Source organism: Aeromonas sp. Y289-2, from assembly GCF_027705925.1.
Classification (GTDB): domain Bacteria; phylum Pseudomonadota; class Gammaproteobacteria; order Enterobacterales; family Aeromonadaceae; genus Aeromonas; species Aeromonas veronii.
Map to the genome: position 1 here is coordinate 35,026 of NZ_JAPDCH010000003.1, position 25,321 is coordinate 60,346.

20 protein-coding genes are annotated in these 25,321 nt (G+C 57.9%); 15 read left to right on the forward strand and 5 right to left on the reverse strand.

From position 1 onward, the window contains the following. Positions 1–8 precede the first annotated feature (8 nt). Complete coding sequence (locus tag OKC43_RS06590; protein WP_236272795.1) at positions 9–401, forward strand: protein YgfX; 393 nt, start codon at positions 9–11, stop codon at positions 399–401. 155 nt (positions 402–556) lie between these two features. Here the strand turns inward: OKC43_RS06590 and nadB are convergent, their stop codons facing one another. After that, the gene (gene nadB / locus OKC43_RS06595; RefSeq protein ID WP_005335413.1) at positions 557–2,164 is read right to left on the reverse strand and encodes an L-aspartate oxidase; all 1,608 of its coding nucleotides are present in this window, start codon (positions 2,162–2,164) and stop codon (positions 557–559) included. Positions 2,165–2,346: 182 nt separating this feature from the next. Between nadB and rpoE the strand changes: the two genes are divergently transcribed. From rpoE to cysQ, 11 genes are all read left to right on the forward strand, one after another. After that, positions 2,347–2,928: an RNA polymerase sigma factor RpoE gene (rpoE, locus tag OKC43_RS06600; RefSeq protein ID WP_005335411.1), complete on the forward strand. Its 582-nt coding sequence runs from the start codon at positions 2,347–2,349 to the stop codon at positions 2,926–2,928. Between the two features lie 22 nt (positions 2,929–2,950). Then, entirely contained in the window at positions 2,951–3,553 is a 603-nt protein-coding gene (locus OKC43_RS06605; RefSeq protein ID WP_184237587.1) for an RseA family anti-sigma factor, read from the forward strand. Between the two features lie 21 nt (positions 3,554–3,574). Beyond that, the gene (locus tag OKC43_RS06610; RefSeq protein WP_005335407.1) at positions 3,575–4,555 is read left to right on the forward strand and encodes a MucB/RseB C-terminal domain-containing protein; all 981 of its coding nucleotides are present in this window, start codon (positions 3,575–3,577) and stop codon (positions 4,553–4,555) included. A 93-nt stretch (positions 4,556–4,648) separates the two neighbouring features. Then, entirely contained in the window at positions 4,649–5,110 is a 462-nt protein-coding gene (locus OKC43_RS06615) for a SoxR reducing system RseC family protein (RefSeq protein WP_236272811.1), read from the forward strand. Positions 5,111–5,226: 116 nt separating this feature from the next. Then, entirely contained in the window at positions 5,227–7,020 is a 1,794-nt protein-coding gene (lepA, locus tag OKC43_RS06620; protein ID WP_005335396.1) for a translation elongation factor 4, read from the forward strand. Between the two features lie 3 nt (positions 7,021–7,023). Next, entirely contained in the window at positions 7,024–7,947 is a 924-nt protein-coding gene (gene lepB / locus OKC43_RS06625; protein WP_005335395.1) for a signal peptidase I, read from the forward strand. Next, entirely contained in the window at positions 7,948–8,619 is a 672-nt protein-coding gene (gene rnc / locus OKC43_RS06630; protein WP_005335394.1) for a ribonuclease III, read from the forward strand. Further along, positions 8,616–9,515: a GTPase Era gene (era, locus tag OKC43_RS06635; protein ID WP_005335393.1), complete on the forward strand. Its 900-nt coding sequence runs from the start codon at positions 8,616–8,618 to the stop codon at positions 9,513–9,515. The genes rnc and era overlap by 4 nt, the downstream gene beginning before the upstream one ends. Further along, positions 9,516–10,226 carry a DNA repair protein RecO gene (recO, locus tag OKC43_RS06640; RefSeq protein ID WP_236272807.1) on the forward strand — a complete coding sequence of 237 codons (711 nt, stop codon included), beginning with the start codon at positions 9,516–9,518 and terminating at the stop codon, positions 10,224–10,226. It abuts the gene before it with no gap. 84 nt (positions 10,227–10,310) lie between these two features. Continuing rightward, entirely contained in the window at positions 10,311–11,048 is a 738-nt protein-coding gene (pdxJ, locus tag OKC43_RS06645; protein WP_236272808.1) for a pyridoxine 5'-phosphate synthase, read from the forward strand. Positions 11,049–11,250: 202 nt separating this feature from the next. Next, complete coding sequence (gene cysQ, locus OKC43_RS06650) at positions 11,251–12,018, forward strand: 3'(2'),5'-bisphosphate nucleotidase CysQ (protein WP_409010839.1); 768 nt, start codon at positions 11,251–11,253, stop codon at positions 12,016–12,018. A gap of 87 nt (positions 12,019–12,105) precedes the next feature. Here cysQ and OKC43_RS06655 read toward each other — a convergent pair whose 3' ends face one another. The 3 genes from OKC43_RS06655 to OKC43_RS06665 form a co-directional block, all read right to left on the reverse strand. Then, positions 12,106–12,402 carry a YciI family protein gene (locus tag OKC43_RS06655; RefSeq protein WP_219264470.1) on the reverse strand — a complete coding sequence of 99 codons (297 nt, stop codon included), beginning with the start codon at positions 12,400–12,402 and terminating at the stop codon, positions 12,106–12,108. A 24-nt stretch (positions 12,403–12,426) separates the two neighbouring features. Further along, complete coding sequence (locus OKC43_RS06660) at positions 12,427–12,990, reverse strand: septation protein A (protein ID WP_064335576.1); 564 nt, start codon at positions 12,988–12,990, stop codon at positions 12,427–12,429. 90 nt (positions 12,991–13,080) lie between these two features. Next, positions 13,081–14,604, reverse strand: coding sequence for an aminotransferase class V-fold PLP-dependent enzyme (locus OKC43_RS06665; protein ID WP_236272809.1), 1,524 nt, complete (start codon positions 14,602–14,604; stop codon positions 13,081–13,083). Between the two features lie 175 nt (positions 14,605–14,779). Here OKC43_RS06665 and trhA point away from each other — a divergent pair, with 175 nt between their 5' ends. From trhA to OKC43_RS06680, 3 genes are all read left to right on the forward strand, one after another. After that, complete coding sequence (gene trhA / locus OKC43_RS06670) at positions 14,780–15,415, forward strand: PAQR family membrane homeostasis protein TrhA (protein WP_005335337.1); 636 nt, start codon at positions 14,780–14,782, stop codon at positions 15,413–15,415. A gap of 127 nt (positions 15,416–15,542) precedes the next feature. Beyond that, on the forward strand, positions 15,543–17,204 hold the full coding sequence (locus OKC43_RS06675; protein ID WP_005335335.1) for a putative transporter: 1,662 nt from the start codon (positions 15,543–15,545) through the stop codon (positions 17,202–17,204). A gap of 231 nt (positions 17,205–17,435) precedes the next feature. Next, complete coding sequence (locus OKC43_RS06680; RefSeq protein WP_270658873.1) at positions 17,436–24,695, forward strand: retention module-containing protein; 7,260 nt, start codon at positions 17,436–17,438, stop codon at positions 24,693–24,695. A 70-nt stretch (positions 24,696–24,765) separates the two neighbouring features. Here OKC43_RS06680 and OKC43_RS06685 read toward each other — a convergent pair whose 3' ends face one another. Beyond that, positions 24,766–25,260: a hypothetical protein gene (locus OKC43_RS06685; protein WP_005335330.1), complete on the reverse strand. Its 495-nt coding sequence runs from the start codon at positions 25,258–25,260 to the stop codon at positions 24,766–24,768. Between the last annotated feature and the right edge of the window lie 61 nt (positions 25,261–25,321).

Here is a 25,321-nt window from a genome sequence, read left to right on the forward strand (position 1 = left end):
GGGTGATCATGATGGTTCACCCCTCCCGCCATCAGCAATGTTTGCTGGTGGCCCTCTTTCTGTTGCTGCTTTGGCCGGTGGCTGGCCTGATTGCCGGTTTGCAGTGGGCACTGTTGCTGCCCGTCTGGCTGGCGGCGCTCTGGCTGAGCTGGCGTGCGCTCGCCGCGCCCCCGTTCGAGCTCGTCTGGGATGGCCAGTGGCTACAGTGGCAAGGTCGTCGCTATCAGCTTGACAAGAAAAGCCGCATTCTGCCCGGTGTGCTCAGGCTGGCGCTTTGTCCCGATCCGCAAGAGAGTGGAGCCGTGTCGCCACGGCAACTGTGGCTCTTCTCCGATGCCCTTCCCCCCGAACATTACCGCCTGCTGGCGCGAGCCATCCACTTTCTGCCGTCCAGGCACTAACGCAGTTTTCCCGTGATGACCATGCGCTGATTTATCGCGATAAGCTGTTGCCATGTGGCTGGCGATACTCTTTTTGTGGCTGAAAAGCGGTTGAAAACAAGTGACCCCGCCGGGGCGGGGCCACTGATTGCTGTAACGTTTTGCGGGAAGGGGGATTAATCCCGCTCCGGGGTCAGCACGGTCGGTTTGGAGTCCGGCAGCATATCCGGATGATCCAGGTTGTAGTGCAAGCCGCGCGACTCCTTGCGCTGCAGGGCGCAGTTGACGATAAGCTCGGCCACCTGCAGCAGGTTGCGCAGCTCCAGCAGGTTGTTGGAGACGCGGAAGTTGGCGTAGTACTCCTGCACCTCCTGCTTGAGCAGGTCGATGCGGCGCTTGGCGCGGGCCAGGCGCTTGTTGGTACGCACTATCCCCACGTAGTCCCACATCATCAACCGCAGCTCGTGCCAGTTGTGCTGGATCACCACCAGTTCGTCGGAATCTTCCACCTTGCTCTCGTCCCACACCGGCAGGCGTGGCGGCTCCACGCTCATCGGCAGCTTGGCCAGAATATCGGCCCCCGCCTGATGGGCATAGACCACGCATTCCAGCAGGGAGTTGGAGGCCATGCGGTTGGCGCCGTGCAGACCGGTGTAGGTCACTTCACCTATGGCGTAGAGGCCGGGGATATCGGTCTGGCCGTTGTTGTCGATCATGACGCCGCCACAGGTGTAGTGGGCGGCCGGCACGATGGGCATCGGCTCCTTGGTGATGTCGATGCCAACCGCGAGGCAGCGCTCATAAATGGTCGGGAAGTGCTTGATGATGAAATCGGCCGGTTTGTGGCTGATGTCCAGATACATGCAGTCCGCCCCGAGCCGCTTCATCTCGTGGTCGATGGCGCGGGCGACGATATCGCGCGGTGCCAGCTCGGCCCGCTCGTCAAACTCCGGCATAAAGCGGCTGCCGTCCGGGCGGCGCAGATAGGCCCCCTCGCCACGCAGGGCTTCGGTCAGCAGGAAGTTGGGGTCGTCCGGGTGGAACAGGCTGGTGGGGTGGAACTGGTTGAACTCCAGGTTCGCCACACGGCAGCCGGCCCGCCATGCCATCGCGATGCCATCGCCAGAGCTCACATCCGGGTTGGAGGTGTACTGGTAGACCTTAGAGGCTCCACCGGTGGCCAGCGCCACGAAACGGGCACGGATCACCTCGACCTGCTCGGCGTTGCGGTTCCAGACGTAGGCCCCCAGCACCTTGTTGCCCGGCAGGTTGAGCTTGCGGGTGGTGATGAGGTCGACCGCGTTGAAGCGCTCCATCAGCTGGATATTGGGGTGAGCACGGACCTGATCGATCAGGGTGAGCTGCACCGCCTTGCCGGTGGCATCCGCCGCGTGGAAGATGCGGCGATGGCTGTGGCCACCTTCGCGGGTGAGGTGGTACTGGGATTCGCCGTCGGCGTTCTCCTCCTGATCGAAGGGGACCCCCTGCTGAATGAGCCACTGGATGGATTCGCGGGCGTGGCGAGCGGTGAACTCGACCACTGCCGGGTCACACAACCCGGCGCCCGCGTTGAGCGTGTCGCTCACGTGGGATTCGATGCTGTCGGTTTCGTCGAAAACGGCAGCGATGCCTCCTTGCGCATAGAAAGTGGCCCCTTCACTGATGGGCCCCTTGCTCAGAACCAGGACTTTGGCGTGGTCTGCCAATCGCAACGCGAGGGACAAACCAGCGGCACCGCTGCCAATGATCAGTACATCGCAAAGGTATTCAACACTTGCTTTCATAAGTATCATTGGCCTGGATTAAGAACTGGCACCATGGTAGCCCAAGCGAGGGCGAGGATGCAGCCTGCATCACATTTTTTTCAATTGAAGCGAACTTTCTCTGATTCACCCTGTCTGAACTTGTGCGCTTAGGAAGGGCCGGAAAAGAAAAACGATAACCTGATGGGGGTTTTACGGCTCTGATGAGCGACCAGAATCTACTGGACGAACAGCTGGTTGAACGGGTCCAGCGCGGCGATAAAGCAGCTTTCAACCTGTTGGTAAAAAAATACCAGCATAAGGTGGTCAACCTGGTTGCCAGGTATGTCAACAATCCCGGTGATGTGCCTGATGTGGCGCAAGAGGCCTTTATAAAAGCCTACCGTGCATTGCCGACATTCCGTGGCGAAAGTGCTTTTTACACCTGGTTGTACCGAATTGCCGTGAACACGGCGAAGAATTATCTCACCTCCCAGGGGCGCAGGCCGCCCAGCAGTGATGTGGAGGCTGACGAAGCGGAGTCTTATGGTGGTGGTGAAGCCTTGCAAGAGGTCTCAACCCCCGAAAACCTGGCGCTGACTGACGAGATCAAACGCACCGTGTTTTCAGCCATAGAGGCATTGCCGGAAGACCTGAGGACAGCTATCACCCTTCGCGAACTGGAAGGGCTGAGCTACGAAGAGATTGCCGAAATCATGGATTGCCCTGTGGGTACGGTCAGATCCCGTATCTTCCGGGCGAGGGAAGCAATCGATAAAAAGCTGCAACCTCTGATCGAGAATTAACTGGGGAAAGACGGGTTAACTTATGGCAAATAAAGAGCAAATCTCTGCCCTGATGGATGGTGACCTGAGTGACGCAGAGGTACTGAACGAGCTGGAGATGGACTCCGACTTGCAAGATACCTGGGGTCGTTACCACCTGATCGGCGATGCCATGCGGGGTGACCTGCCGGTCAATCTGCAACTGGATCTCAGTGACAGCATCATGGCTGCGCTGGAGGATGAGCCCACCATACTGGCACCCAAGCCGGTCGAGATGGCTCCCGTGCTGCAACCTGCCGTTGCGCCGGTCAAGACCGATGCCAATGTGGTTCCGTTGTTCCGCCGTGTCGGTCAGCAACTGGGTCAATATGCCATTGCGGCATCCGTGGCCGCTGCCGTTATCTTCGGGGTGCAGCAGTATCAGGGACAGGATGGCGTTCCGGCCAATCCGGTGCTCAATACCATTCCAATCGGTGGCAGTGCGGCGCCTGTGAGTGTTCACTATCCGCAACAGGATGGCGCCCGTGCCCGTCAGCAGGGGCTGACCGAACAGCAGATGCAGGAGCAGCGGGAGCGGATCAATGCCTTCCTGCGTGACCACCAGTTGCAGCAGCGCCTGTTGCAAGACAGACAGATCCAACAATAACGAATTGTCAGGGATACAAACGTGCGCCAGTCCAGCCGTATTTTGCTGGCCTCTCTCCTGCTGATCAGTGCCAAGGCCTCGGCCGACGATAAGTCGGCCGAGGCCTTGTTGCAGCAGATGCAGAGTGCCGTGCAGCAACAGAATTTCGAGTTGTCCATGGTCAAGGCCCGTCAGGGGCGTCTTGAACCGATCCGGATCAGCCATGCCGTCATCAACGGCAAGGAAGTTGCCCACCTCAGTTACCTTGACGGCAAGGCGATCGAGTATCTCCAGCGCCAGAATGAATATACCTTCTTTGAAAACAGCCACGATCCCTACACCCTGAAGGATGCCCGCTTCCCCGGCATCTGGTCGACCCTGGTGAAGATGCCGCTGGCGCAGGTGCTGGAGAGCTATGATCCTGTGCTGGCCGGTCGCAGCCGGGTCGCCGGTGTGGTGGCGCAGGTGGTGAGGCTGGTGCCTAAAGAGGCCGACAAATATGGTTTCGTGCTCTGGATTGACGAGCAGAGCCACTTGCTGCTGCGGATCGACATGGTCGAGCGGGAAGGCAATCTGGTGGAGCAGGTACTTGGTGTCGAACTGGATCTGCAGAGCAAACCGGCCCCCTGGCTGGTGAAGCTGGCCAACAGCAAGCAGCCTCCGGCGCTGGCGCTGGAGGATGCCTATCCGGCGCCGCAACAGCAGTTGAACTGGCAAATCACCTGGCTGCCCGATGGCTTCAAGGTGCTGTCGCAAGACCGGCACCAGCTGGTGACCACCAGTATGCCGGTGGATTACATGATGCTCTCCGACGGGCTGGTGGATCTCTCGGTCTACGTCTCCCGGGTCGATCCCAAGCAGGCGGTGCGCCAGCAGCTGATCCGCCAGGGGGCGACCTCCCTGGTGAGCTATGTCAACGAGGTGGGGGTCGAGATCACCGTGGTCGGCGAGGTGCCTGCCGAAACCGCCAAGCGCATCGCCGAGTCGGTCCAGCCGCTGGCCCGCAACGAAGCGGTGCAGTAACGGGGGATGCGGGGTTGTTCCCCGCTTGCCGAGCGTGGCGAGTCGTGGTCAGATCCCCTGATTGTGTGAACCCGAGGTGTTGCCGTGAATGAGATGAGTGAAGAGCTGGCGACTGTGGTGGCCATTGAGGGTGACCATGCCTGGGTGGAGTGCGAGCGTCGCTCCGCCTGCAGTGGTTGTCAGCAGCAATCCAACTGCGGTACCGGCACCGTGGCCAAGGCGTTTCCCCTGAAAGCTCCCCGCTTGCGAGTCAGGCTGACCGCCGAGGTGCGGGTTGGCCAGCAACTGAGGCTCGGTATCCCGCAAGAGAGTCTGCTGCGCGGGGCTGCGCTGGTCTATGTGCTGCCGCTTTTCTGTCTGTTGGCCGGCGCCTTGCTGGGGCAGCTCTGGCTGGCACCGCTGCTCTCGGGCGGGGAGGGAATTACCATTCTCTGCTGCCTGCTGGGGGGCGTGCTGGGCTTTTTACTGGTTCGTTACTTTTCCAACCGCCTGGATCAGGGGCGCTACGGCCCGCAGATGCTCGGCGTCGTGGTCCCTGTCCGCATCCTCCCCTGACTGAACAGGCGCTATTTCACTGGCGCTGGCGACTAAAGAATGGCCGTCAGCCGGGTTATCCAGTAAAATCGCGCCTCCATAACTGACCTTAACTAATTTTGAGTGACTCTTGCTCGATGAAACACATTCGTAACTTTTCGATTATTGCGCACATCGACCACGGTAAATCGACCCTGTCGGACCGTCTGATCCAGACTTGCGGTGGCTTGTCCGACCGCGAGATGCAGGCTCAGGTGCTTGACTCCATGGATCTGGAGCGCGAGCGCGGCATTACCATCAAAGCACAGAGTGTGACCCTGAACTACCAGGCACAAGACGGTAACACCTACCAGCTGAACTTTATCGACACCCCGGGCCACGTGGATTTCTCCTACGAGGTCTCCCGCTCTTTGGCGGCCTGTGAAGGGGCGCTGCTGGTGGTGGATGCCGGCCAGGGGGTTGAGGCACAGACTCTGGCCAACTGCTATACCGCCATGGAAATGGATTTGGAAGTGGTGCCGGTGCTGAACAAGATTGACCTGCCAGCCGCAGAGCCCGAGCGGGTTGCCGAGGAGATCGAAGACATCGTCGGTATCGACGCAGTCGATGCGGTGCGCTGCTCTGCCAAGACCGGCCTGGGTGTTGACCTGGTGCTGGAAGAGATCGTCGCCAAGATCCCGGCGCCGGAAGGTGATCCGGATGCCCCGCTGCAGGCGCTGATCATCGACTCCTGGTTCGACTCCTATCTGGGCGTTGTCTCTTTGGTGCGGATCAAGAACGGTTCCCTGAAGAAGAACGACAAGATCAAGGTGATGAGCACCGGTCAGGTGTGGGGTGTCGATCGTATCGGTATCTTCACGCCCAAGCAGGTGGATACCCAGGGTCTGGGCTGTGGCGAGGTAGGTTGGGTTGTCTGCGGTATCAAGGATATCCACGGCGCGCCGGTGGGCGATACCCTGACTCAGGCCAAGAATGGTGCCGACAAGGCGCTGGCTGGCTTCAAGAAGGTGAAGCCGCAGGTTTATGCGGGTCTGTTCCCCATCTCCAGCGATGACTACGAGTCGTTCCGTGACGCCCTCGACAAGCTCTCCCTGAACGATGCCTCCCTGTTCTTCGAGCCGGAGAGCTCCACTGCGCTGGGCTTCGGCTTCCGTTGCGGCTTCCTCGGCATGCTGCACATGGAGATCATTCAGGAGCGTCTGGAGCGTGAATACGATCTGGATCTGATCACCACGGCGCCGACCGTAGTGTACGAGATCGAGCTGACCGACGGCTCCACCATCCATATCGACAGCCCGGCCCAGATGCCCGCCATCACCAGCATCAAGGAGATGCGCGAGCCGATCGCCGAGTGTCATATCCTGCTGCCGCAGGAGTACATGGGCAACGTGATCACCCTCTGTATCGAGAAGCGTGGCGTGCAGACCAACATGGTCTACCACGGCAAGCAGGTGGCGCTGACCTATGAAATCCCGATGGCGGAAGTGGTGCTCGACTTCTTCGACCGTCTGAAATCCACCAGTCGCGGTTACGCCTCGCTGGACTACGGCTTCAAGCGTTTCGAAACCTCCGACATGGTCCGTCTGGATATCATGATCAACGGTGAGCGCGTCGATGCCCTGGCCATCATCACCCACAAGGACAACGCCCAGTATCGCGGTCGTCAGGTGGTGGAGAAGATGCGCGAGCTGATCCCGCGTCAGATGTTCGATATCGCCATTCAGGCGGCTATCGGCAACCAGATCATCGCACGCAGCACCGTCAAGGCTCTGCGTAAAGACGTAACCGCCAAGTGCTACGGTGGTGACGTGAGTCGTAAGAAGAAACTGTTGAACAAGCAGAAAGAAGGTAAGAAGCGGATGAAGTCCCTCGGCCGTGTCGACGTGCCGCAGGAAGCCTTCCTCGCGATTCTCCACGTCGGAAAGGATTAATAGATGGCAAGCACGTTTTCCCTGATCCTGGTGGTGGTCTGTGCGATCACCGGTGTTATCTGGTGTCTGGACAAGATGATTTGGTCCAAGCAGCGCGCCGCCAAGATTGCCGTGGCTCGTGCCCATGGCGGTGCCCATCTGGATGAGAAGACCCTGGCCAAGGTGGCCCCCGTACCGGTCTGGATTGAACAGACCGCCGGGGTCTTCCCGGTCATCACCTTTGTGCTGATCCTGCGTTCGTTCATTTTTGAACCGTTCCAGATCCCGTCAGGTTCCATGATGCCCACCCTGCTGGTGGGCGACTTCATCCTGGTGGAAAAATTTGCCTATGGTCTGCGGGACCCGGTGACCAACACCAAGTTCCTCGAGACTGGCGAGCCCAAGCGTGGCGACGTGGTGGTGTTCAAGTATCCCCTTGAACCGCGCGTTGACTACATCAAGCGGGTGGTCGGCATGCCGGGTGATCGGGTCATCTATCGCAACAAGGAGCTGATGATCCGGCCCAAGTGCGAAGAGCAGGAAGGGAAAACGTGCCCGGGCTTCAAGAAGCTCGACGTCAAGTTTGAACAAAGAGGCGAATTTACCCAGATGGGGATCCCCCTTGACCGCTATACCGAGCAGTTGGGCGATGTCTCCCACGAGACCCTGCGCAATCCACTGATGCCCGACATGGTTGGCCGTTACTATCGCCAGCCCGGCACCTACCCCGATGAGTGGGTGGTACCGGAAGGCCAGTATTTCGTGATGGGCGACAACCGCGACAACAGCACAGACAGCCGCTTCTGGGGCTTTGTGCCCGAGCAGAATCTGGTCGGCAAGGCGGTCGCTATTTGGATAAGTTTTGAATTCGAGCGCGAAGAAGGCTCCCTGCTGCCAAGTTGGGTACCGACAGGTGTGCGCTTCAACCGCATTGGCGGAATCAAGTAAATGAATATCAAGATGAACAGACTGCAGTCCCGTCTCGGGCATGTTTTTGCGGATCTGGAACTGCTGACCCGTGCGCTGACTCACCGCAGCGCCGGTTCCCGTCACAATGAGCGACTGGAATTTCTGGGTGACTCGATTTTGAGTCTGGTGATTGCCGACGATCTGTTCCACCGCTTCCCGCAAGCGGCGGAAGGGGATCTCAGCCGGATGCGCGCCACCCTGGTGCGCGAGAAGACCCTGGCCGAACTGGGCCGGGAGTTTGACCTCGGGGATCACCTGATCCTCGGTCCCGGCGAACTCAAGAGCGGCGGTTTTCGCCGCGAATCCATTCTGGCCGACACGGTCGAGGCGGTGATCGGTGCCGTCTATCTGGATACCAATCTTGAGACGGTGCGGACACTGCTGCTGAGCTGGTATGCCAGCCGCCTGGAAGAGATCAAGCCGGGCATCGAGCAGAAAGATCCCAAGACCCGTCTGCAAGAAATTTTGCAGGGAAGCCGCAAATCCCTGCCGACCTACACTGTGACCAACGTCAAGGGCGAGGCACACAACCAGGAGTTCACTGTCCAGTGTGACGTGGAAGGTCTGGATGGTCCCCTCGTCGGGGTCGGCACCAGCCGTCGCAAGGCCGAACAGGCCGCGGCGCAGCAAGCATTGGAAAAACTGTCATGACAGATACCACCTACTGCGGCTTTGTCGCCATCGTGGGCCGCCCGAACGTGGGCAAGTCCACCCTGCTCAACAAGCTGCTTGGCCAGAAGGTCAGCATTACCTCGAAGAAACCCCAGACCACCCGTCACCGGATTTTGGGGATCGACACCGAGGATAACTACCAGACCATCTATGTAGATACCCCGGGTCTGCACATTGAAGAGAAACGGGCCATCAACCGCCTTATGAACCGTGCCGCCACCAGTTCGCTGGGGGATGTGGCCATGGTGGTGTTCATGGTTGACGGTACCCACTGGACCAAAGACGACGAGATGGTGCTGGGCAAGCTGCGCAATCTCAAGTGCCCGGTGGTGCTGGCGGTCAACAAGATCGACAACGTCAAAGAGAAAGAAGATCTGCTGCCGCACCTCGAGTGGCTGGGCCAACAGATGAACTTCGCCCATATTCTGCCCATCAGTGCCGAAAAGGGCACCAACGTGGAGAAGATCCGCGAGTGGGCCAAGGATCTGCTGCCGGAAAACGTCCATTTCTTCCCGGAAGATTACGTGACTGACCGCTCCTCCCGCTTTATGGCCTCTGAAATCATCCGCGAGAAGCTGATGCGCTTCACCGGTGAGGAGTTGCCCTACTCGGTGACGGTGGAGATCGAGCGCTTCAAGGTGGAAGAGAACGGCCTCTACCACATCCACGGCCTGATCCTGGTCGAGCGCGATGGCCAGAAGAAGATGGTCATCGGTAACAAGGGCGAGAAGATCAAGACTATAGGCACCGAAGCGCGCCTCGATATGGAACGTCTGTTCCAGAACAAGGTGCACCTCGAGCTGTGGGTCAAGGTCAAGTCGGGCTGGGCTGATGATGAGCGCGCCCTGCGCAGCCTCGGGTATGGCGACGACTGATTGCTGACCCCGGCTTTCGTCATCCACAGTCGGCCCTATCGGGAGACCAGCCAGCTGGTCGAGGTCTTCACCCAGGATAGTGGCCGATTTACCCTGGTGGCTCGCGGTTCTCGCGGGCCACGCTCCCCTCTCAAGGGGCTGCTGCAACCCTTTACCCTGCTCACCATCGCCTGGCGCGGCAAGGGTGATCTCAAGAACCTCACCCAGGTCGAATGCCCGGATCACTCCCTGCGTCTCGGCGGCGATCGCCTCTTCTACGGCCTCTATCTCAACGAGCTGCTCTACTACCTGCTGGAAGCGCACACCCCGTTCCCCGAAGTGTTCGATGCCTATGCCCGTGCCATCATGGCGCTGGCCGATGGCGAGACGCCGGAGCTGCCGCTGCGTCGCTTCGAGTTCCTGCTGTTGCAGGCGCTCGGTTATGCGGTGGATTTCGAATACACGGCGGACGACGAGTCGCCCATCGAGCCGACCCTGCTCTATGGCTTCGAGCGTGAATTGGGCTTTGTTGCTTGCGAGCGGGCGCCGGATCCCCGTACCCTGTTTCTCGGTGCCCACCTGCTCGCCTTTGCCGAGGGACGTTTCGATACCCCTCCCTTGCTGCAGGCGGCCAAACGTTTCAGCCGACTGGCATTGCAACCCTATCTGGGCAAGCGTCAGCTAAAGAGCCGGGAGCTGTTTTTAAAACGCAAAACCAGTATGCAAGGCTGACACAGATTACAGACATACGGATATTGGCGCGGGGTGATTCGCTGACCGCGCAGTCAACAGATGAAGCCTTTCAAGGAGTTCTCAATGAGTGAAATCTATCTGGGTGTGAACATCGACCATATCGCGACTCTGCGCAACGCCCGTGGCACCCAGTATCCGGATCCGGTACAGGCCGCGTTCGTGGCCGAGCAGGCCGGGGCTGATGGCATTACCGTGCATCTGCGTGAAGATCGCCGCCACATCACTGACCGCGACGTGGAGATCCTGCGCCAGACTATCCAGACCAGAATGAACCTGGAGATGGCAGTGACCGAAGAGATGATCGGCATCGCCTGCCGCATCAAGCCCCACTTCGTCTGTCTGGTGCCGGAGAAGCGCACCGAGGTGACCACTGAAGGCGGTCTGGACGTGGCCGGTCAGCTGGACAAGGTGACTGATGCCGTTGCCCGTCTCTCCGCGGTGGGGGCGCAGGTTTCGCTCTTTATCGATGCCGATCCCATCCAGATTGATGCGGCTGCCGAGAGTGGCGCCCCCTTTATCGAGATCCATACCGGTCGTTACGCCGATGCCACCACAGATGCCGAGCGCAATGCCGAGTTCAAGCGCATCGCCGCCGGTGCCTCCTATGCCGCTGGCAAGGGGCTCAAGGTCAATGCCGGTCACGGCCTGCACTACCACAACGTCAAGGCTATCGCAGCTATCCCCGAGCTCTATGAGCTCAACATCGGCCACGCCATCATCGGCCGCGCCGCCTTCGATGGTCTGGCCAAGGCCGTGAGCGATATGCGCCTGCTGATGCAGGAAGCCCGTCAGTGGATTTGATCCGCTGGATAGGTCAGCGGCCTGAGACCGGCCGCTAGAAATAACAAGGGACGCCACGGCGTCCTTTGTTGTTTTTAGGTCTATTAATGCGGGGCTAATGAGTTGGCGGCACCCGCGCAGTAATAACCCAGCACAATCGGCTATAAGCAATTGATGTCAAAAGGGTTACACTGGTTGACCCTGTAAGCTGGACGAGATTGTTATGGATCATCCCTTGTACCACCCCGATATCACCGACCTTGAACCTGTCGCTCGTGCGGCGGGAGCGGCCATCATGGCCATCTACAGCCAGCCCTTCGCGGTGGAGTACAAGAGCGACGAGAGTCCGCTGACCGCGGCCGACAAGGGGGCTCATGAGGTGATCGTTCAGGGGTTGGCGCGGCTGACTCCCGACATCCCTGTATTGTCCGAGGAGTCGGGGCCCGAGGTAATGGCGGCGCGCCACGGCTGGTCACGTTACTGGCTGGTGGATCCCCTCGACGGCACCAAGGAGTTTGTCTCCCGCAACGGCGAGTTCACCGTCAATATCGCGCTGATTGAAGAGCGGGCGCCGCGCTGGGGGCTGGTCTATGCGCCGGTGCTGGACAAGCTCTGGTATGGCGGCAAGGGCGCGGGGGCCTGGCGCATCGCCGATGGCAAGCGCGAGCCTATCCAGACCCGGCCTCATCGTGAAGGCGAGGCGTGGCGAGTGGTGGGCAGTCGCAACCACCTGTCGCAGGAGACCCTCGATTTCTTGGCTCCTTTTGGCGAGATCGAGCTGGTTTCCATGGGCAGTTCGCTGAAGTTCTGCATCATTGCCGAGGGGGGCGCCGAGCTCTATCCGCGCCTTGCTCCTACCTGCGAGTGGGACACCGGTGCGGCGCAGGCGGTGCTGGAGGGGGCGGGTGGCAGCGTCACCCAGCTCGATGGCTCACCCCTTGCCTACAACAAGCCCGATATCCTCAATCCCTGGTTTGTCGCCAGAGCGTGACCTTGTTGGTGCGCTGAGCAACGCGCAATAAAAAGAGGCCGGATCGGGTTGTACACCCGTTCCGGCCTCTTTGCATCTGACGCAGTTTTAAAAGACTTTCTTGAACGGCTTGATGGTGACCTTGGCGTAAACACCGGCGGTCACATAAGGGTCGGTATCAGCCCAGGCTTTGGCGTCAGCTTGCGAGGCAAACTCGGCGATGACGGTGCTGCCGGTAAAGCCTGCATCTGCTGGATCCTCGGCATCGATGGCCGGGTTGGGACCGGCGGTCAGCAGGCGCCCTTCATCCTGCAGCGCTTGCAGCCGGGCCAAGTGGGCAGGGCGAACTTGCTTGCGCAGTGGCAGGCTATCGGGGACATCTTCGGAGTAGATGAGATACCACATGAGAGGATCCTTTTCTGATGAGGGTTATTTTTTGGGTTCGTCTTTTTGCTGGGACAACTGCTCGGCAGGGATGTGGCGATAGAGATAGACGCCGCTCAGCAGGGTAAAGACCAGCGTCATCCCCAGCAGGCCGAACACCTTGAAGTTTACCCACATCTCTTGCGGCAGGTTGAACGCCACGTAGAGGTTGAGCAGGCCACAGACGGTAAAGAAGCCGACCCAGCCGAGATTGACTGTGTCCCAGACCTTATCGGGTGCTTGCAGCTCCTTGGCCAGCATCTGTTTGATCAGATTCTTGCCAAAGCCGTAGCGGCTGATAAGCAGACCCAGTGCGAACAGCACGTTGATGACAGTCACTTTCCACTTGATGAAGGTGTCATCGTGGAAGAAGACGGTGAGGCCACCGAAGAAGCCGACCAGCAGGAAGGTAAAGAGCTGCATCTTCTCGACCTTGCGATAGCGGATCCAGCTATAGGCGAGCTGCAGACCGGTGACCACCACCAGTGCGCCGGTAGCCATGTAGATGTCGTAGAACTTGTAGACCGCGAAGAAAACGATAAGTGGAATAAATTCAATAAATTGCTTCATTGTTGGCGCCTAGTCCTCAAAAATGGCCTGCAAATTTCGCCCAGTCTACCTGTACAGCAGACAACGGCAAATGAATAAGACCGCTCATTTTTACGCCGGTTCCGCGCCGTCGCCAAACAGTTGGCGTGCAATGGAGATCCCCAGTCGCTGCTGATCGGCCAGCAGGTCGCGGATATGGCGCTCTTCAATCAGAGGGTTGAGCAGCACGGCGCGCAGCAGGGTGAGCGGTTGGGCACCGTAGCGTACCACCGCTCGTTGGGTGCGGGAGACAAAGCTGTGCCCCTCGGCCCGCTGGGCTTTTTGCAGGGACACGTTGAAGTCGTTGATCTGCGCATTGGCCGTCTCATCCAGCACCTTGCCCTGCAGATGGGGCGGGATGCAGCGATAGGAGAGCAGGTTCATCACCGGAGCAGACATCAGCTCGAAGGCGGGGTCGCTTTCGATGAGCTCGGCCATCAGCCGGGCTCGGTCGTAGTTGGCTTCGATAAGCTCAGCATAGCCTTGCTGGCCGAAGAGCTGGAAAACGGCATCCAGATAGAGGGCGTTGGCCGGGCGGGTGCCCTCCAGGGTAAAGCGACCCTGATCAAACGAGGTGGCACGAATGGCGTAGGGCGCCTCTCGCTTGACCGCCATCATCAGGTCGGGCTGGCGGCAGAGCAGCATGCCGGTACCAAGCGGCACCAGCAGTTGCTTGTGGCCATCGAGGGTGACGGTGTCGGCCTGCTCTATTCCGGCCAGCAGACCTTGATAGCGGGGGGAGAAGAGGGTCGGGCCGCCCCAGGCGGCATCCACGTGGAAGTGGATCTGCTCGCGCTCGGCGATGGCGGCAAGCTCAGGCAGGGGGTCGATGGAGCCAAAGTCGGTACTGCCTGCCACGCCGACCAATGCCAGTACTTTCAATTTCTGCTCTTTGCACTGGATCAGCGCCTGCTCCAGCGCAGCCAGAGTGAGCCGGTTCTGTTCGTCAGTCTCGAGGCGCCAGACGCTGCGAGCGCCCAGTCCCAGCAGATCCATCCCCTTGTCGAAGGAGTAGTGCATCAGCCGTGAACCGAGAATAACGGCGCCGCGATAGCCCTGCTCATAGAGGGCGAACAGGTTGTCGCCACAGGCACGGTTGCGGGCCAGCCACAGTGCCGTGACGTTGGCGATGGTGCCGCCGCTGGTCATGACGCCGAGGGCGGCATCCTTGGCATGCATCTGCTCGCCGTAGAAGGCATCGTCCCTGCCATAGATGAGGCGGTGCAGCTTGGCCAGCACCTCCCGCTCCAGAAAGCTGAGCAGGCGGGAGGACTCCATCTTCATTGGATTCTGGTTGAGCATCACCAGCAGGCGAGATAGCTCGGCGGTATAGGCCGGTAGGGGCGCCGTCATGTGGCCCATGTAGCGTGGCGAGGTGAGGTGCGAGGCGCCGGGCACCAGAGTAGCCAGCCGCGCCAGATACTCCTCGATAGGTTGGCCGACTGCAGGTATGCGGGATTGATCGAGCTGGTGGGTGAACAGGTCGCGCTGATAGGGGGCCTGACTGTCGTCGGAGTGGTGGAAGCTCTCCAGCAAGGTGTTCATCGCCTCGCCAAAGGCGGGATCCGCTTGTGCAAACAGCTCAGTCAACTTCATCAGGTTCTCCAGACCAGGTCACCGGGGTAGGTGTCTATGCCCCTTGTCTTGGGCATCGGCGGCAGAGCATACACCAAAGGTGGGCGGGTGACAGCCACCCCATTTTTTAAGCGAACACTTGTACTCCGAAATGGCGCTGGGTAGAGTGAGCCACAGTTATTGTGGAGTCGATGTTATGAGTGGTGTGATGGATTACTCCCCCCGGGAGGAGCTGGCAAACCGGCTGAGTCACGGTGCGGGATTGTTGCTGGGGATTGTCGGGCTGGTGCTGTTGCTCATCAAAGGATGGGGGCAGGGTACGCAGGCGCTGGTGAGTTACAGCCTTTATGGCGGCAGTCTGGTGCTGCTCTATCTCGCCTCGACCCTCTATCACAGCATGGCGGAAGGGCGGGCCAGACGCTGGTGCAAGGTGTTTGATCACTGCGCCATCTATCTGCTGATTGCCGGCACCTATACCCCCTTCCTGCTAGTCGCGTTAGACACGCCGCTGGCGAAGGGGTTGATGGTGGTGATCTGGGCCCTGGCGCTGGCTGGCGTGGTGTTCAAGCTGGTGTTTATCAACCGCTTCAAGAAGTTGTCGCTGTTCACCTATCTGATGCTTGGCTGGCTGTCGCTGGTGGTCATCTATCAGCTCTACATCCATCTGGCGGGTGAGGGGCTGCTGCTGCTCGGGCTTGGCGGCCTTATCTACAGCCTCGGGGTCATCTTCTATGTGGCCAAGCAGATCCCCTATAACCACGCCATCTGGCATCTCTTTGTGCTGGGTGGCAGCGTTTGTCACTTTATGGCCATTTACGGCTACGTCGCCTAACGTCTTGCAACTAGCCCTTAATTGGTATTTTTAGCGCGTAAAAGGATAAATTCGTGCGGTATCACACAGTTGGCATCAGCGTTTGCTGACAAGCTAGGGCCAGTTCAATTCGCAAAGGATGCACGAAATGAGTGAAATCGCGCTTTCCATCAGCATGTTGTCGCTGGTGGCAGTGCTAGGACTCTGGCTGGGAAACTGGCGAGTCTATGGCGTTGGCTTGGGAATAGGGGGGGTGCTGTTCGGCGGCATCATAGTGGGTCACTTTGCAGGCGCCTCCGATCTCGCGCTGGATGCACAAACGCTTCACTTTATTCAAGAGTTTGGCCTGATCCTGTTTGTCTATACCATCGGCATCCAGGTCGGGCCGGGTTTCTTCTCGTCATTGCGCAGTTCAGGTCTCAAACTCAACGCTTTTGCCGCTTTGCTGGTCATCCTTGGCTGCGTGGTGGCTGCTGGCTTGCATCAATTTTTCGATGTGCCGTTGCCGGTCATTCTGGGGGTCTTCTCCGGTGCCGTCACCAATACGCCATCCCTCGGTGCGGGCCAGCAGATCTTGGCCGAGCTGGGCGCCGCGCCCGGTTCTACCGGCCTGATGGGGATGGGCTATGCGGTTGCCTATCCGTTTGGTATCTGTGGCATTTTGCTCACCATGTGGCTGGTCAGGGTCTTCTTTCGCATCAAGATCGACGATGAAGCCGCCCAGTTCGAGCTACAAACCGGTAAAACCAAAGAGAGCTTGCAGACCATCAACATCGCGGTGCGCAATCCCAACATGCACGGCCTGATGCTGAGCGAGATCCCGAGTCTCGACGAGTCTGATGTCATCTGTTCACGGCTCAAACGGGGCGACGAGCTGATGGTGCCACGGCCGGAATCCCGTATCGAACTGGGTGACTTGCTGCATCTGGTGGGTGAGCGCCACGCGCTGCACAAGGTGTTGCTGGTGTTGGGGGAGGAGGTGGAGACCTCGCTCTCGACCCGCGGCACCGATCTGCGCGTCGAGCGGGTCGTGGTGACCAACGAGCAGGTTCTTGGAAAGAAGATCCGCGATCTGGATATCAAACAGCGCTATGACGTGGTGATCTCCCGCCTCAATCGGGCTGGTATCGAGCTGGTACCGACCAGCCAGACCAGCCTGCAGTTTGGCGACATTCTCAACCTGGTGGGGCGCCTCGATGCTATCGAAGCGGTGACCAATGTGGTCGGCAACGTGCAGCAAAAACTGCAGCAGGTGCAGATGTTGCCGGTATTTATCGGGATTGGCCTTGGCGTATTGCTCGGCTCCATCCCCTTCTATCTGCCCGGTTTCCCGGCCGCCCTCAAATTGGGTCTGGCGGGTGGGCCGCTGGTGGTGGCGCTGATCCTGTCGCGGATCGGCAGCATCGGCAAGCTTTACTGGTTCATGCCCCCCAGTGCCAACCTTGCGCTGCGGGAGATCGGCATCGTGCTGTTTCTGGCGGTGGTCGGCTTCAAGTCGGGGGCGGGTTTCGTCGATACCCTGATCAACGGTGATGGCCCAGCCTGGATGCTCTACGGTATGGCGATCACCCTGATCCCGCTGCTGGTGGTCGGTGTGCTGGCACGCCTCTACGGCAAGATGAACTATCTGACCCTTTGCGGCTTGCTGGCCGGCTCTATGACTGATCCTCCCGCGCTGGCCTTTGCCAACGCCATGCACCCGACCAGTGGCGCCAGTGCGCTCTCATACGCCACTGTCTACCCGCTGGTGATGTTCCTGCGGATCATCTCGCCACAGCTGCTGGCTATCATCCTCTGGGCGGGAGCCTAGGGTTAATCCTGACGGGAGCATGCCTTGTCATGCTCCCGTCATCATTCTGTAATCTATTGATAATTTTGGTTTTTGCCATTCTCGCAACCTCGTTTTATACACTTCTGTCTGGCTGAACAGTTCAGCCTCAAATCGGTCTATCCTTTCGAATTTTCGAGCTGGTTATTTTTCCCCTCAGTCTGCAAAGTAGGCTGTGGCTTATTGCATTCAAATCAGGATTCAGGAGAGAACATGATCACCAATGCCGTTACCTTGGAACAGGGCGTAACCGTAACCCAACTCAAAGGACAAATTTATCTGGTTGCCGCTGATGGCAGCCGGAAGCTGTTGGCTGAAGGTGATGTGCTGCCGAAAGGGGCAGTGATCATGTCGCCGAATGGCGCCAGTTTCATGGGCGGTGGACAGTCGTTCAATGTGCAACCAGCCAGCGAGCAGAGTGAGCCTGTCGAAGAGGGGGATGCTCCCCAGCTGGCACAAAACGGCGCTGCAGGTACTCCTGATGATATCAGTGCCCTACAACAGGCCATTTTGGGCGGCGCGGACCCGACCCAGGCCTTTGAAGCCTCTGCCGCAGGCGGTGCACCTGCCGCCGGTGGTGGCGGTATTGGGGGCGTCGCCGGTGCCAGTGGCAACGGCGGTTTTGTCACCATCGACCGTACCGGTTCCGCAACCATTGCTGAAGCCACTTTCGATACCACCTACAACACCAATGGCGAGCCGCCGTTGGGTGCTGCTGGCGAAGATGAGGTATTTGACCTGACTCCGCCCACCATTTCCGTCGTTGCGCCAGATAACACCAATGACACCACTCCGACCCTGACCGGAACCACGGATGCTCCCGTTGGCAGCACCGTGACCCTGCTGGTCACCGATGCAAACGGTAATCAACAAACCCTGACCGCGATCGTCACACCCACTGGCACCTTCACCGTGGATGTGGTCACCCCCTTGGCTGAGGGCTCTTATACCGTCACAGCCAGTGTCACCGATCCTGCGGGGAATACAGGAACGGCAACCGACAATGGCAGCGTTGACAGTACCGCTCCCTCCGCTCCACAAGTCGAAATCCTGGATGGGGCAGATAATGTCATCTCCGCTAATGAGCGTGAAACCGGAGTGGGTGTCATTATCCGTTTACCGGGTGATGCCAAGGTCGGTGATCGTCTCGATGTTGACTGGAATGGTGATGGAGTGCCTGATTCCAGCAAGATTCTGACAGCCGATGATATCGGCCGTACTCAGGTTACTTTGACCATTCCCACCACGGATCTGCCTGTCAATGGCCCGATCACAGTTGATGCTACCTTGACAGATCCTGTGGGCAACACCTCGCCCAAGGGGAGCGACAACAGTGTTGTTAATGCAGCGCCTCAGCCAGTGGATGATCAGTTCACCGTTGAAGAGGACGGTACTATCAGCATCAATGTGCTTGGCAACGACACGGACGCGGATGGTGATCGTCTCACCATTACTGCTATCAACGGCCAAGCCATTGCCGAAGGCGGCACTGTAGCGATCAGTAATGGTTCCCTCACCTTGGCCAATGGCCAGCTGATCTTTACCCCGGCCCCTGATTTCAACGGTGATATCTCTTTTGAATACACTATTACCGATGGCGTGAACAGCTCGACAGGTGGGGTTACTGGGACTGTTACACCCGTTAATGATGCAGCCATCATCGCGGGTGACGACATCGGCGCTGTGACTGAAGATGCCAGCCCAGATGTACTGACCGATACCGGCGTGCTGACCGTGACCGACGTGGACGGTGCTGACGAGGTGGCGTTCAAGACCGACGCGGCCAGCATCAAGGCGAGCGAAGGCGCGCTGGGCAGCCTGACCATCACCGAGGGCGGTGTCTGGACCTATAACGTTGACAACAGCAAGGTGGAGTACCTGGGCGAGGGTGAGACCAAGGTCGAGACCTTCGTGGTCAAGTCCGTGGATGGCACCGAGCACACCGTGACCATCACCATCACCGGCACCAACGACAAGGCGATCATCAGCGGCGATGCTGTGGGTGAAGTGACCGAGGGTAATGGCAACATCGTGCTGAGTGACAGCGGTACCCTGACGGCCGTGGACGTGGACGGTAAGGATGCCGACAACACCTTCCGCACCGATGTGGCGGCGGTGGCGCACCCGACCGAGGGTGCCCCGCTGGGCAGCCTGACCATCACCGAGGGCGGTGTCTGGACCTATAACGTTGACAACAGCAAGGTGGAGTACCTGGGCGAGGGTGAGACCAAGGTCGAGACCTTCGTGGTCAAGTCCGTGGATGGCACCGAGCACACCGTGACCATCACCATCACCGGCACCAACGACAAGGCGATCATCAGCGGCGATGCTGTGGGTGAAGTGACCGAAGACCTGAACGTCTCGAGCACAGGCCTGCTGAGCGACAGCGGCCAGCTGAAGATCAGCGACGTGGACGGCGCGGATGAAGTGGCGTTCAAGACCGACGCGGCCAGCATCACCGCGAGTCCGGATGCACTGGGCAGCCTGAGCATCACGGCTGACGGCACCTGGACCTACAACGTCGACAACAGCCTGGTGCAGTACCTGGGCAAAGGCGAGACCAAGCAAGAGACCTTCACCGTGCAGAGTGTCGATGGCACACCGCACACGGTGACCATCATCATCACCGGCACCAATGACGCCCCGACGCTGAACATCTCCAACGATGTTGTCGTCTCCGAAGAAGGTCTCCTTGGTGGGCTGAAAGATGAATTGGGTGAAGATGGCCAGAAAGATGCTACTGATGAGATCGTTGCCAAGGGAGTGATTACTGTCGGTGATGTTGACAGCAACAACTTGACAGTTTCACTGGGATGGCCAACCGATGATGGTGATAAACAAGTTTATTCTGGTGGTGTTAAGGTCGAGTGGAGTTGGGATGCTGACAGCAAAACGTTGATTGGCTACGCCGGCAGCAAGGACAACGTTGTTCTTGAGGTTAAGCTGACAGCGCCAGTTGCTAGTAGCAAAGGTGACTGGGGTTATGAAGTGACCCTGAAGCAGCCGTTGGATCATGCTAATACCACCCAGGAAGACACCCTTGATCTCAAGATAAATGTGTCTGTTTCTGATGGGACTCTGTCTGTGACTAAGCCTTTGACGATTACTGTCGAAGATGATGCCCCGATTGCCGAGAATGCTGAAGTGGTCTCCGTTGCCAAGACAGACATACCGAATGTATTGACCGGCCTGTTTGATTTGACTCGATACTCGGCAACGACAAACCAGAGAGAGCTTGATCTGGACGGGTTCAAGATCACTGCCCAAGGGTTCAAGTCGGCGACCGATTCAACTCTTATTGCTGCAGATGTCAATGCTTCAACGGCTGGGCTTGGTGTTGCCAGTGGTGATAGTCCTTATCACAACCTCGCCAATGAAGTGGATTTCCGTCTCTTTGGGAATGGAAAGTCTGCATCCGAGGAGCTGATCGTCAAGCTCGATCCGGGGACCGTGGCCTATGGCGCCAATATCAAGTTCAGCCAGATGTTTGGTGGCGAGAAGGAGAGTGGTGTCGTGGAGTTTTACCGCGGAGGAGTACTGATCTCCACACTGAAGTTTAGCTCGGATGCGGTAGGTGGAGAGTACAACCAGAACTTCCAGGTGCAGCAGGGCGGTTTTGACACCATGGTGATCAAGGCTACTAACAACGGCAACACCAATACCTCAGATAACAGCGACTTTACCGTCAAGTCTATCGAGTTCCTTGGCTCCTCTACCCCGCAGGCGATTGCCTATGGTTCGGGTACAGTTGCAACGCAATGGGGGGCGGATGGCAAAGGGCATATGGCGCTAGACATCAAGGATACAGACTTTGAGCGTGGTTTATTGACAGCCGCGGGGTCTCGTATCTCCATCAGCAATAGCGGTAGCAATACACTGCTGGGGCATGATGAGAGTAACAAGTTAGTCTTCAAGTTGGAGTTCACCCCTGCTACTGGCAAATGGGAGTTCTTCCAGTATGCCGAGATGCAGCGTCCGGACGATGGCGACATTGACTTTACCTTCATGGCATATGATCGCGATAAAGATGGCTCGCAAGGGAGCTTTGCGGTCAACCCGCTGGTACGACCGGCGGTGGTAAATGTAGCAAGTGACAGCGAGCTTGAAGGTACCAGTCTGCAACATGTGGTGACCCTGAGCGGTGCGACCAATGTGGTGACCCAGTACAGCTTCTCCATTGCCGGCACAGGAACGAATGCCGCAACAAACGCTGATTGGGGAAGACCAACATTTAGCCATGGTGTGACTTTGAGCGCCGATGGCAAGAGTGTGAGCGTACCAGCCGGGGTGACCAGCTTCACGGTTACTGTGCCTACAGTGAACGATCGTCTGGTTGAGACTAACGAGACTCTGCTGGTGACAGTGGGCGACAAGAATGGAACCGGTACCATCATCGACAACGATCGTACGCCGGTGACCACGGGTGGCTACAGTGCCGGCAAGGAAGACACGCCGCTGGTGCTGAAGTGGGCTCAGTTTGGTGCCAGCGATGATCAGGCCGCCTCTGACCTGAGCGTGCTGATCAACACCCTGCCGTTGAGCGGTAAGCTGGAGTACCTCAACGCAGCCAGTCAGTGGACTGCAGTGAAGGTGGGGGATCTTATTTCCTACGCCGAGATCGATAGCGGCCACCTCCGCTTCGTACCTGATCTCAATGAGTCGAGTGCTAATGCCAGTAATGGCAATGGCATCGTGACCGGCAACTTGCAGGGTGATTACGCCAGCGTTGGTTACCAGATTAGCGATGGTGCCAACTTGAGCAACAGTGGCAAGCTGGTGATCGATATTGATGCGGTGGCAGATAGACCCATGGTCAACGTCAGTCTGATGGGTAACGGTATTTCCGCTTATCCAGATTTTCCCACTCTGGCAATTACGACAAGTCAGTTCCAAGCCGGTGCCTTTAACAAGGAAACGCTGTCTATTGCCAACTCGCAAAGTGATAAATCTACCCAGCAGGAAAGTCTCAATGGTGGTGCAGGCAATGACTACATTGTCAGTTCCCATGGCGGTGGAGATATGTTGTATGGCAAGGGGGGAAATGACGTTCTGGTTGGCAATAACTCGGTGCAGGGTGACTCTTTGTATGGAGAGGATGGCAACGATGTATTGGTGTCTGGTTTGGGCAATGATGGTCTTTATGGCGGCGCAGGTAGTGATATTGCTGTGTTGACAGGTAATCGTGCTGACTACGCAATCCAGAAAGGGAGTGGTTACTCGGTTAATGATCGTTGGTTCAATTTTTATGTGAAGGAGAATGGCGTTGGTGTGACCAAGGCACTTCACGACATTGAGTATGTCCAGTTTGCTGATGGTATCTACCAGGTCAATCAAGGCACAGGTGAATTGACCTTGGTACAACCCACAGTTGTTGATTACCCCATAGAGGTGAATGCTTCCCTGAGTGATCGCGATGGCAGTGAAGTGCTCGATAGCATAGTGCTGAGCAATATGCCACAAGGTTCGCAGCTGTACAGCGGTAGCCAACTGTTAGGCACAGCTGATGTCGATGGCAAAATTACTCTAACGGCTGGCAGCAGCCTGTGGAGAAGTAATGAGTTGGATGTGAAATTGACAGGATTAAGTCTGCGTGTTCCTGGTGTTCAAGCTGGTAATCTTGACCTCAAGGTTGAAGCCACTGCCAAGGAGGTTGTAACAGATAACACCAATACTGCATCGGATCAGGATTCTATCCGCCTGAGCTACTTCAACGCCACTGAAGGGGAGCCGGGCGATCAAAACCGCACCTATGGCAGCGAGCACAATGTCGTGGTCGGGGATCTGGATGGCAGCGTGGTGCTGCCGGGCCAGAACTACAACATCGCCTTTATGGTCGACAGCTCGGGCAGTATCGGCACCAGCGCCATGAACACCATCAAGAGCCAGTTGGCACAGGTCTTTAATAGTCTCAAGACCAGCGCTGGCACCGATGGGGCCGGCAAGGTGAATATCTTCCTGGTGGACTTCGACACCCTGGCCAACAAGTCGGTCAGCGTGAACCTGAAAGACAGTAATGCCCTTAGCCAGTTGCAGGCGATTCTCGACAGCATGGATGGCAGCTCGAACAACGGCGGCGGTACCAACTACGAAGACGTGTTCAAGACCACGGCCAACTGGTTCAACGGTTCGACAGCTCAGAGCAACACCAATGCCAAGAACCTGACCTACTTCATCACTGATGGTAAGCCGACTTACTATCTGGGCAGTGAAGGTAGCAACCCACTGATTGATGACTATCCGAATGATTCTCGTGATGTCTATCTCAATCAGCTGTTGCAGAACGGCTATGTTCCTGGTCAAGTTTACAAGAGCAGTGGATATACCATTATCGATGCTCAGGGTGTGGTTTATAAAGTTGATACAAAGGGTGATTCCTCCAAGATTGGCTACATGCGTCCTGATGGTCTGGGTGGTTACACCTATTCCACTTTGGCAGGTAACGGACAGGACTCCACGTCTACAACCATCAGTAATGCGGTGGCAGGTTTTGCCTTGCTGACCGGCATGGGCGTGAAGGTGGAGGCGATCGGCTTGGGATCCAACATCTCCTACAACGATCTCAAGTCCTATGACTCTGACGGTGTGATCATGACGGGCGTCAATGCCAACGATCTGGCCGGCGCCATTCTGGGAACCTCCATCAACAACAAGCCGGGAAGCGACCGGATCGATGGTGGTGCCGGTGACGACATTCTGTTCGGGGATGCCATCCATTTTGCCGGCATCAACGGTGAAGGCTACGCGGCCATCAAGCAGTATGTAGCCGGCAAGCTGAGCGCAGGCTCGGTGACCGTTGCTCAGGTCCATGACTACATCACGGACCATGCCAGCGAGTTTGATCAGTCCTCCACCAATGACAAGGCGGATGTGCTGATTGGAGGGGAGGGCAACGATATCCTGTTTGGTCAGGGTGGTAACGACATTCTCGATGGTGGTGCCGGCAACGATATACTGTTCGGCGGTGCCGGTGACGACATGCTGCTCGGTGGTCTAGGCGATGACCAGCTCTATGGTGGTAGCGGCAACGATACCCTGTATGGTGGCGCCGGCAACGACACCCTGAGCGGCGGTCTGGGCAACGACATTCTGGTCGGCGGGCTTGGCAATGACATCCTCAAGGGAGATGGTGGTGCCGATACCTTCACCTGGCTGCAGGGCGATACCACTGCGGGTAGCGTTGCTAAGGACTACGTGGTCGACTTCTCCAAGGCGGAAGGTGACAAGCTGGATCTGAGCGATTTGCTGGATCACGATGGTTCTCACAGTACGACCGATCTGAAGAGTCTGCTCTCGGTGTTCCAGGACAATGAAGGGGTGCACCTGCAGGTCAAGGAGAGCAGTACTGCGCCGGTGACTCAGGAGATTGTGTTGATGAACCATACCTTCGACAGTCTGACGGGCGGTTCTGGCACCACGGCCAACCAGGTGATCGATTACATGTTGACCAACAACATGCTCGATATCGACAAGTAAGCCCAACTCGGGGCAATAAAAAAGCGGCAGAGCAATCTGCCGCTTTTTTTATCTTTGCAGGGAAGCGAAATCAGTTGCCGAGGGTGGCGAACAGGCTCTGCTCCAGGGTACCGCGAGAGACACAGACCGGCTTGATGGACGGGGCCGGTACGCGCTCGCCTGAGGATTCAACGAAGAACAGTTCTGTGTTGCCCTTGACATTGACGGTGGCCACGCTGCTGTTGCCGCTCTGGGTGATGATCAGGTTGATCTGCAGGTTCGGGTTGCCCAGTGCAACTTTGGAACCCATGGTGCCGCAGTCCAGCCACTCCAGCCCGTCGGCTGACTGGTTGACGTTGGCGGTCATCAGGCCGGAGCCACGCTGGCTGTTTTCGATGGTGAGGCCGTGATCGGTGAACCACTTCTCGGCGCGAGCCCACACCAGATCCACCGGGATCGCCATTTCCTGAGTATTGTTGGTTGCCTTGGCAATTGGCGGGTTGTAGCGATACTCCTCACCGCCGTTATTGTCACCAGCACAACCAACCAGCAGCAGCGCCAATGCGCTCCCCATAATCTTTTTCATCTTGTTTCTCTCGTCCATATCACCAGGCCATTGGCCAACCGGCGCCTATTATCGCCGGAGC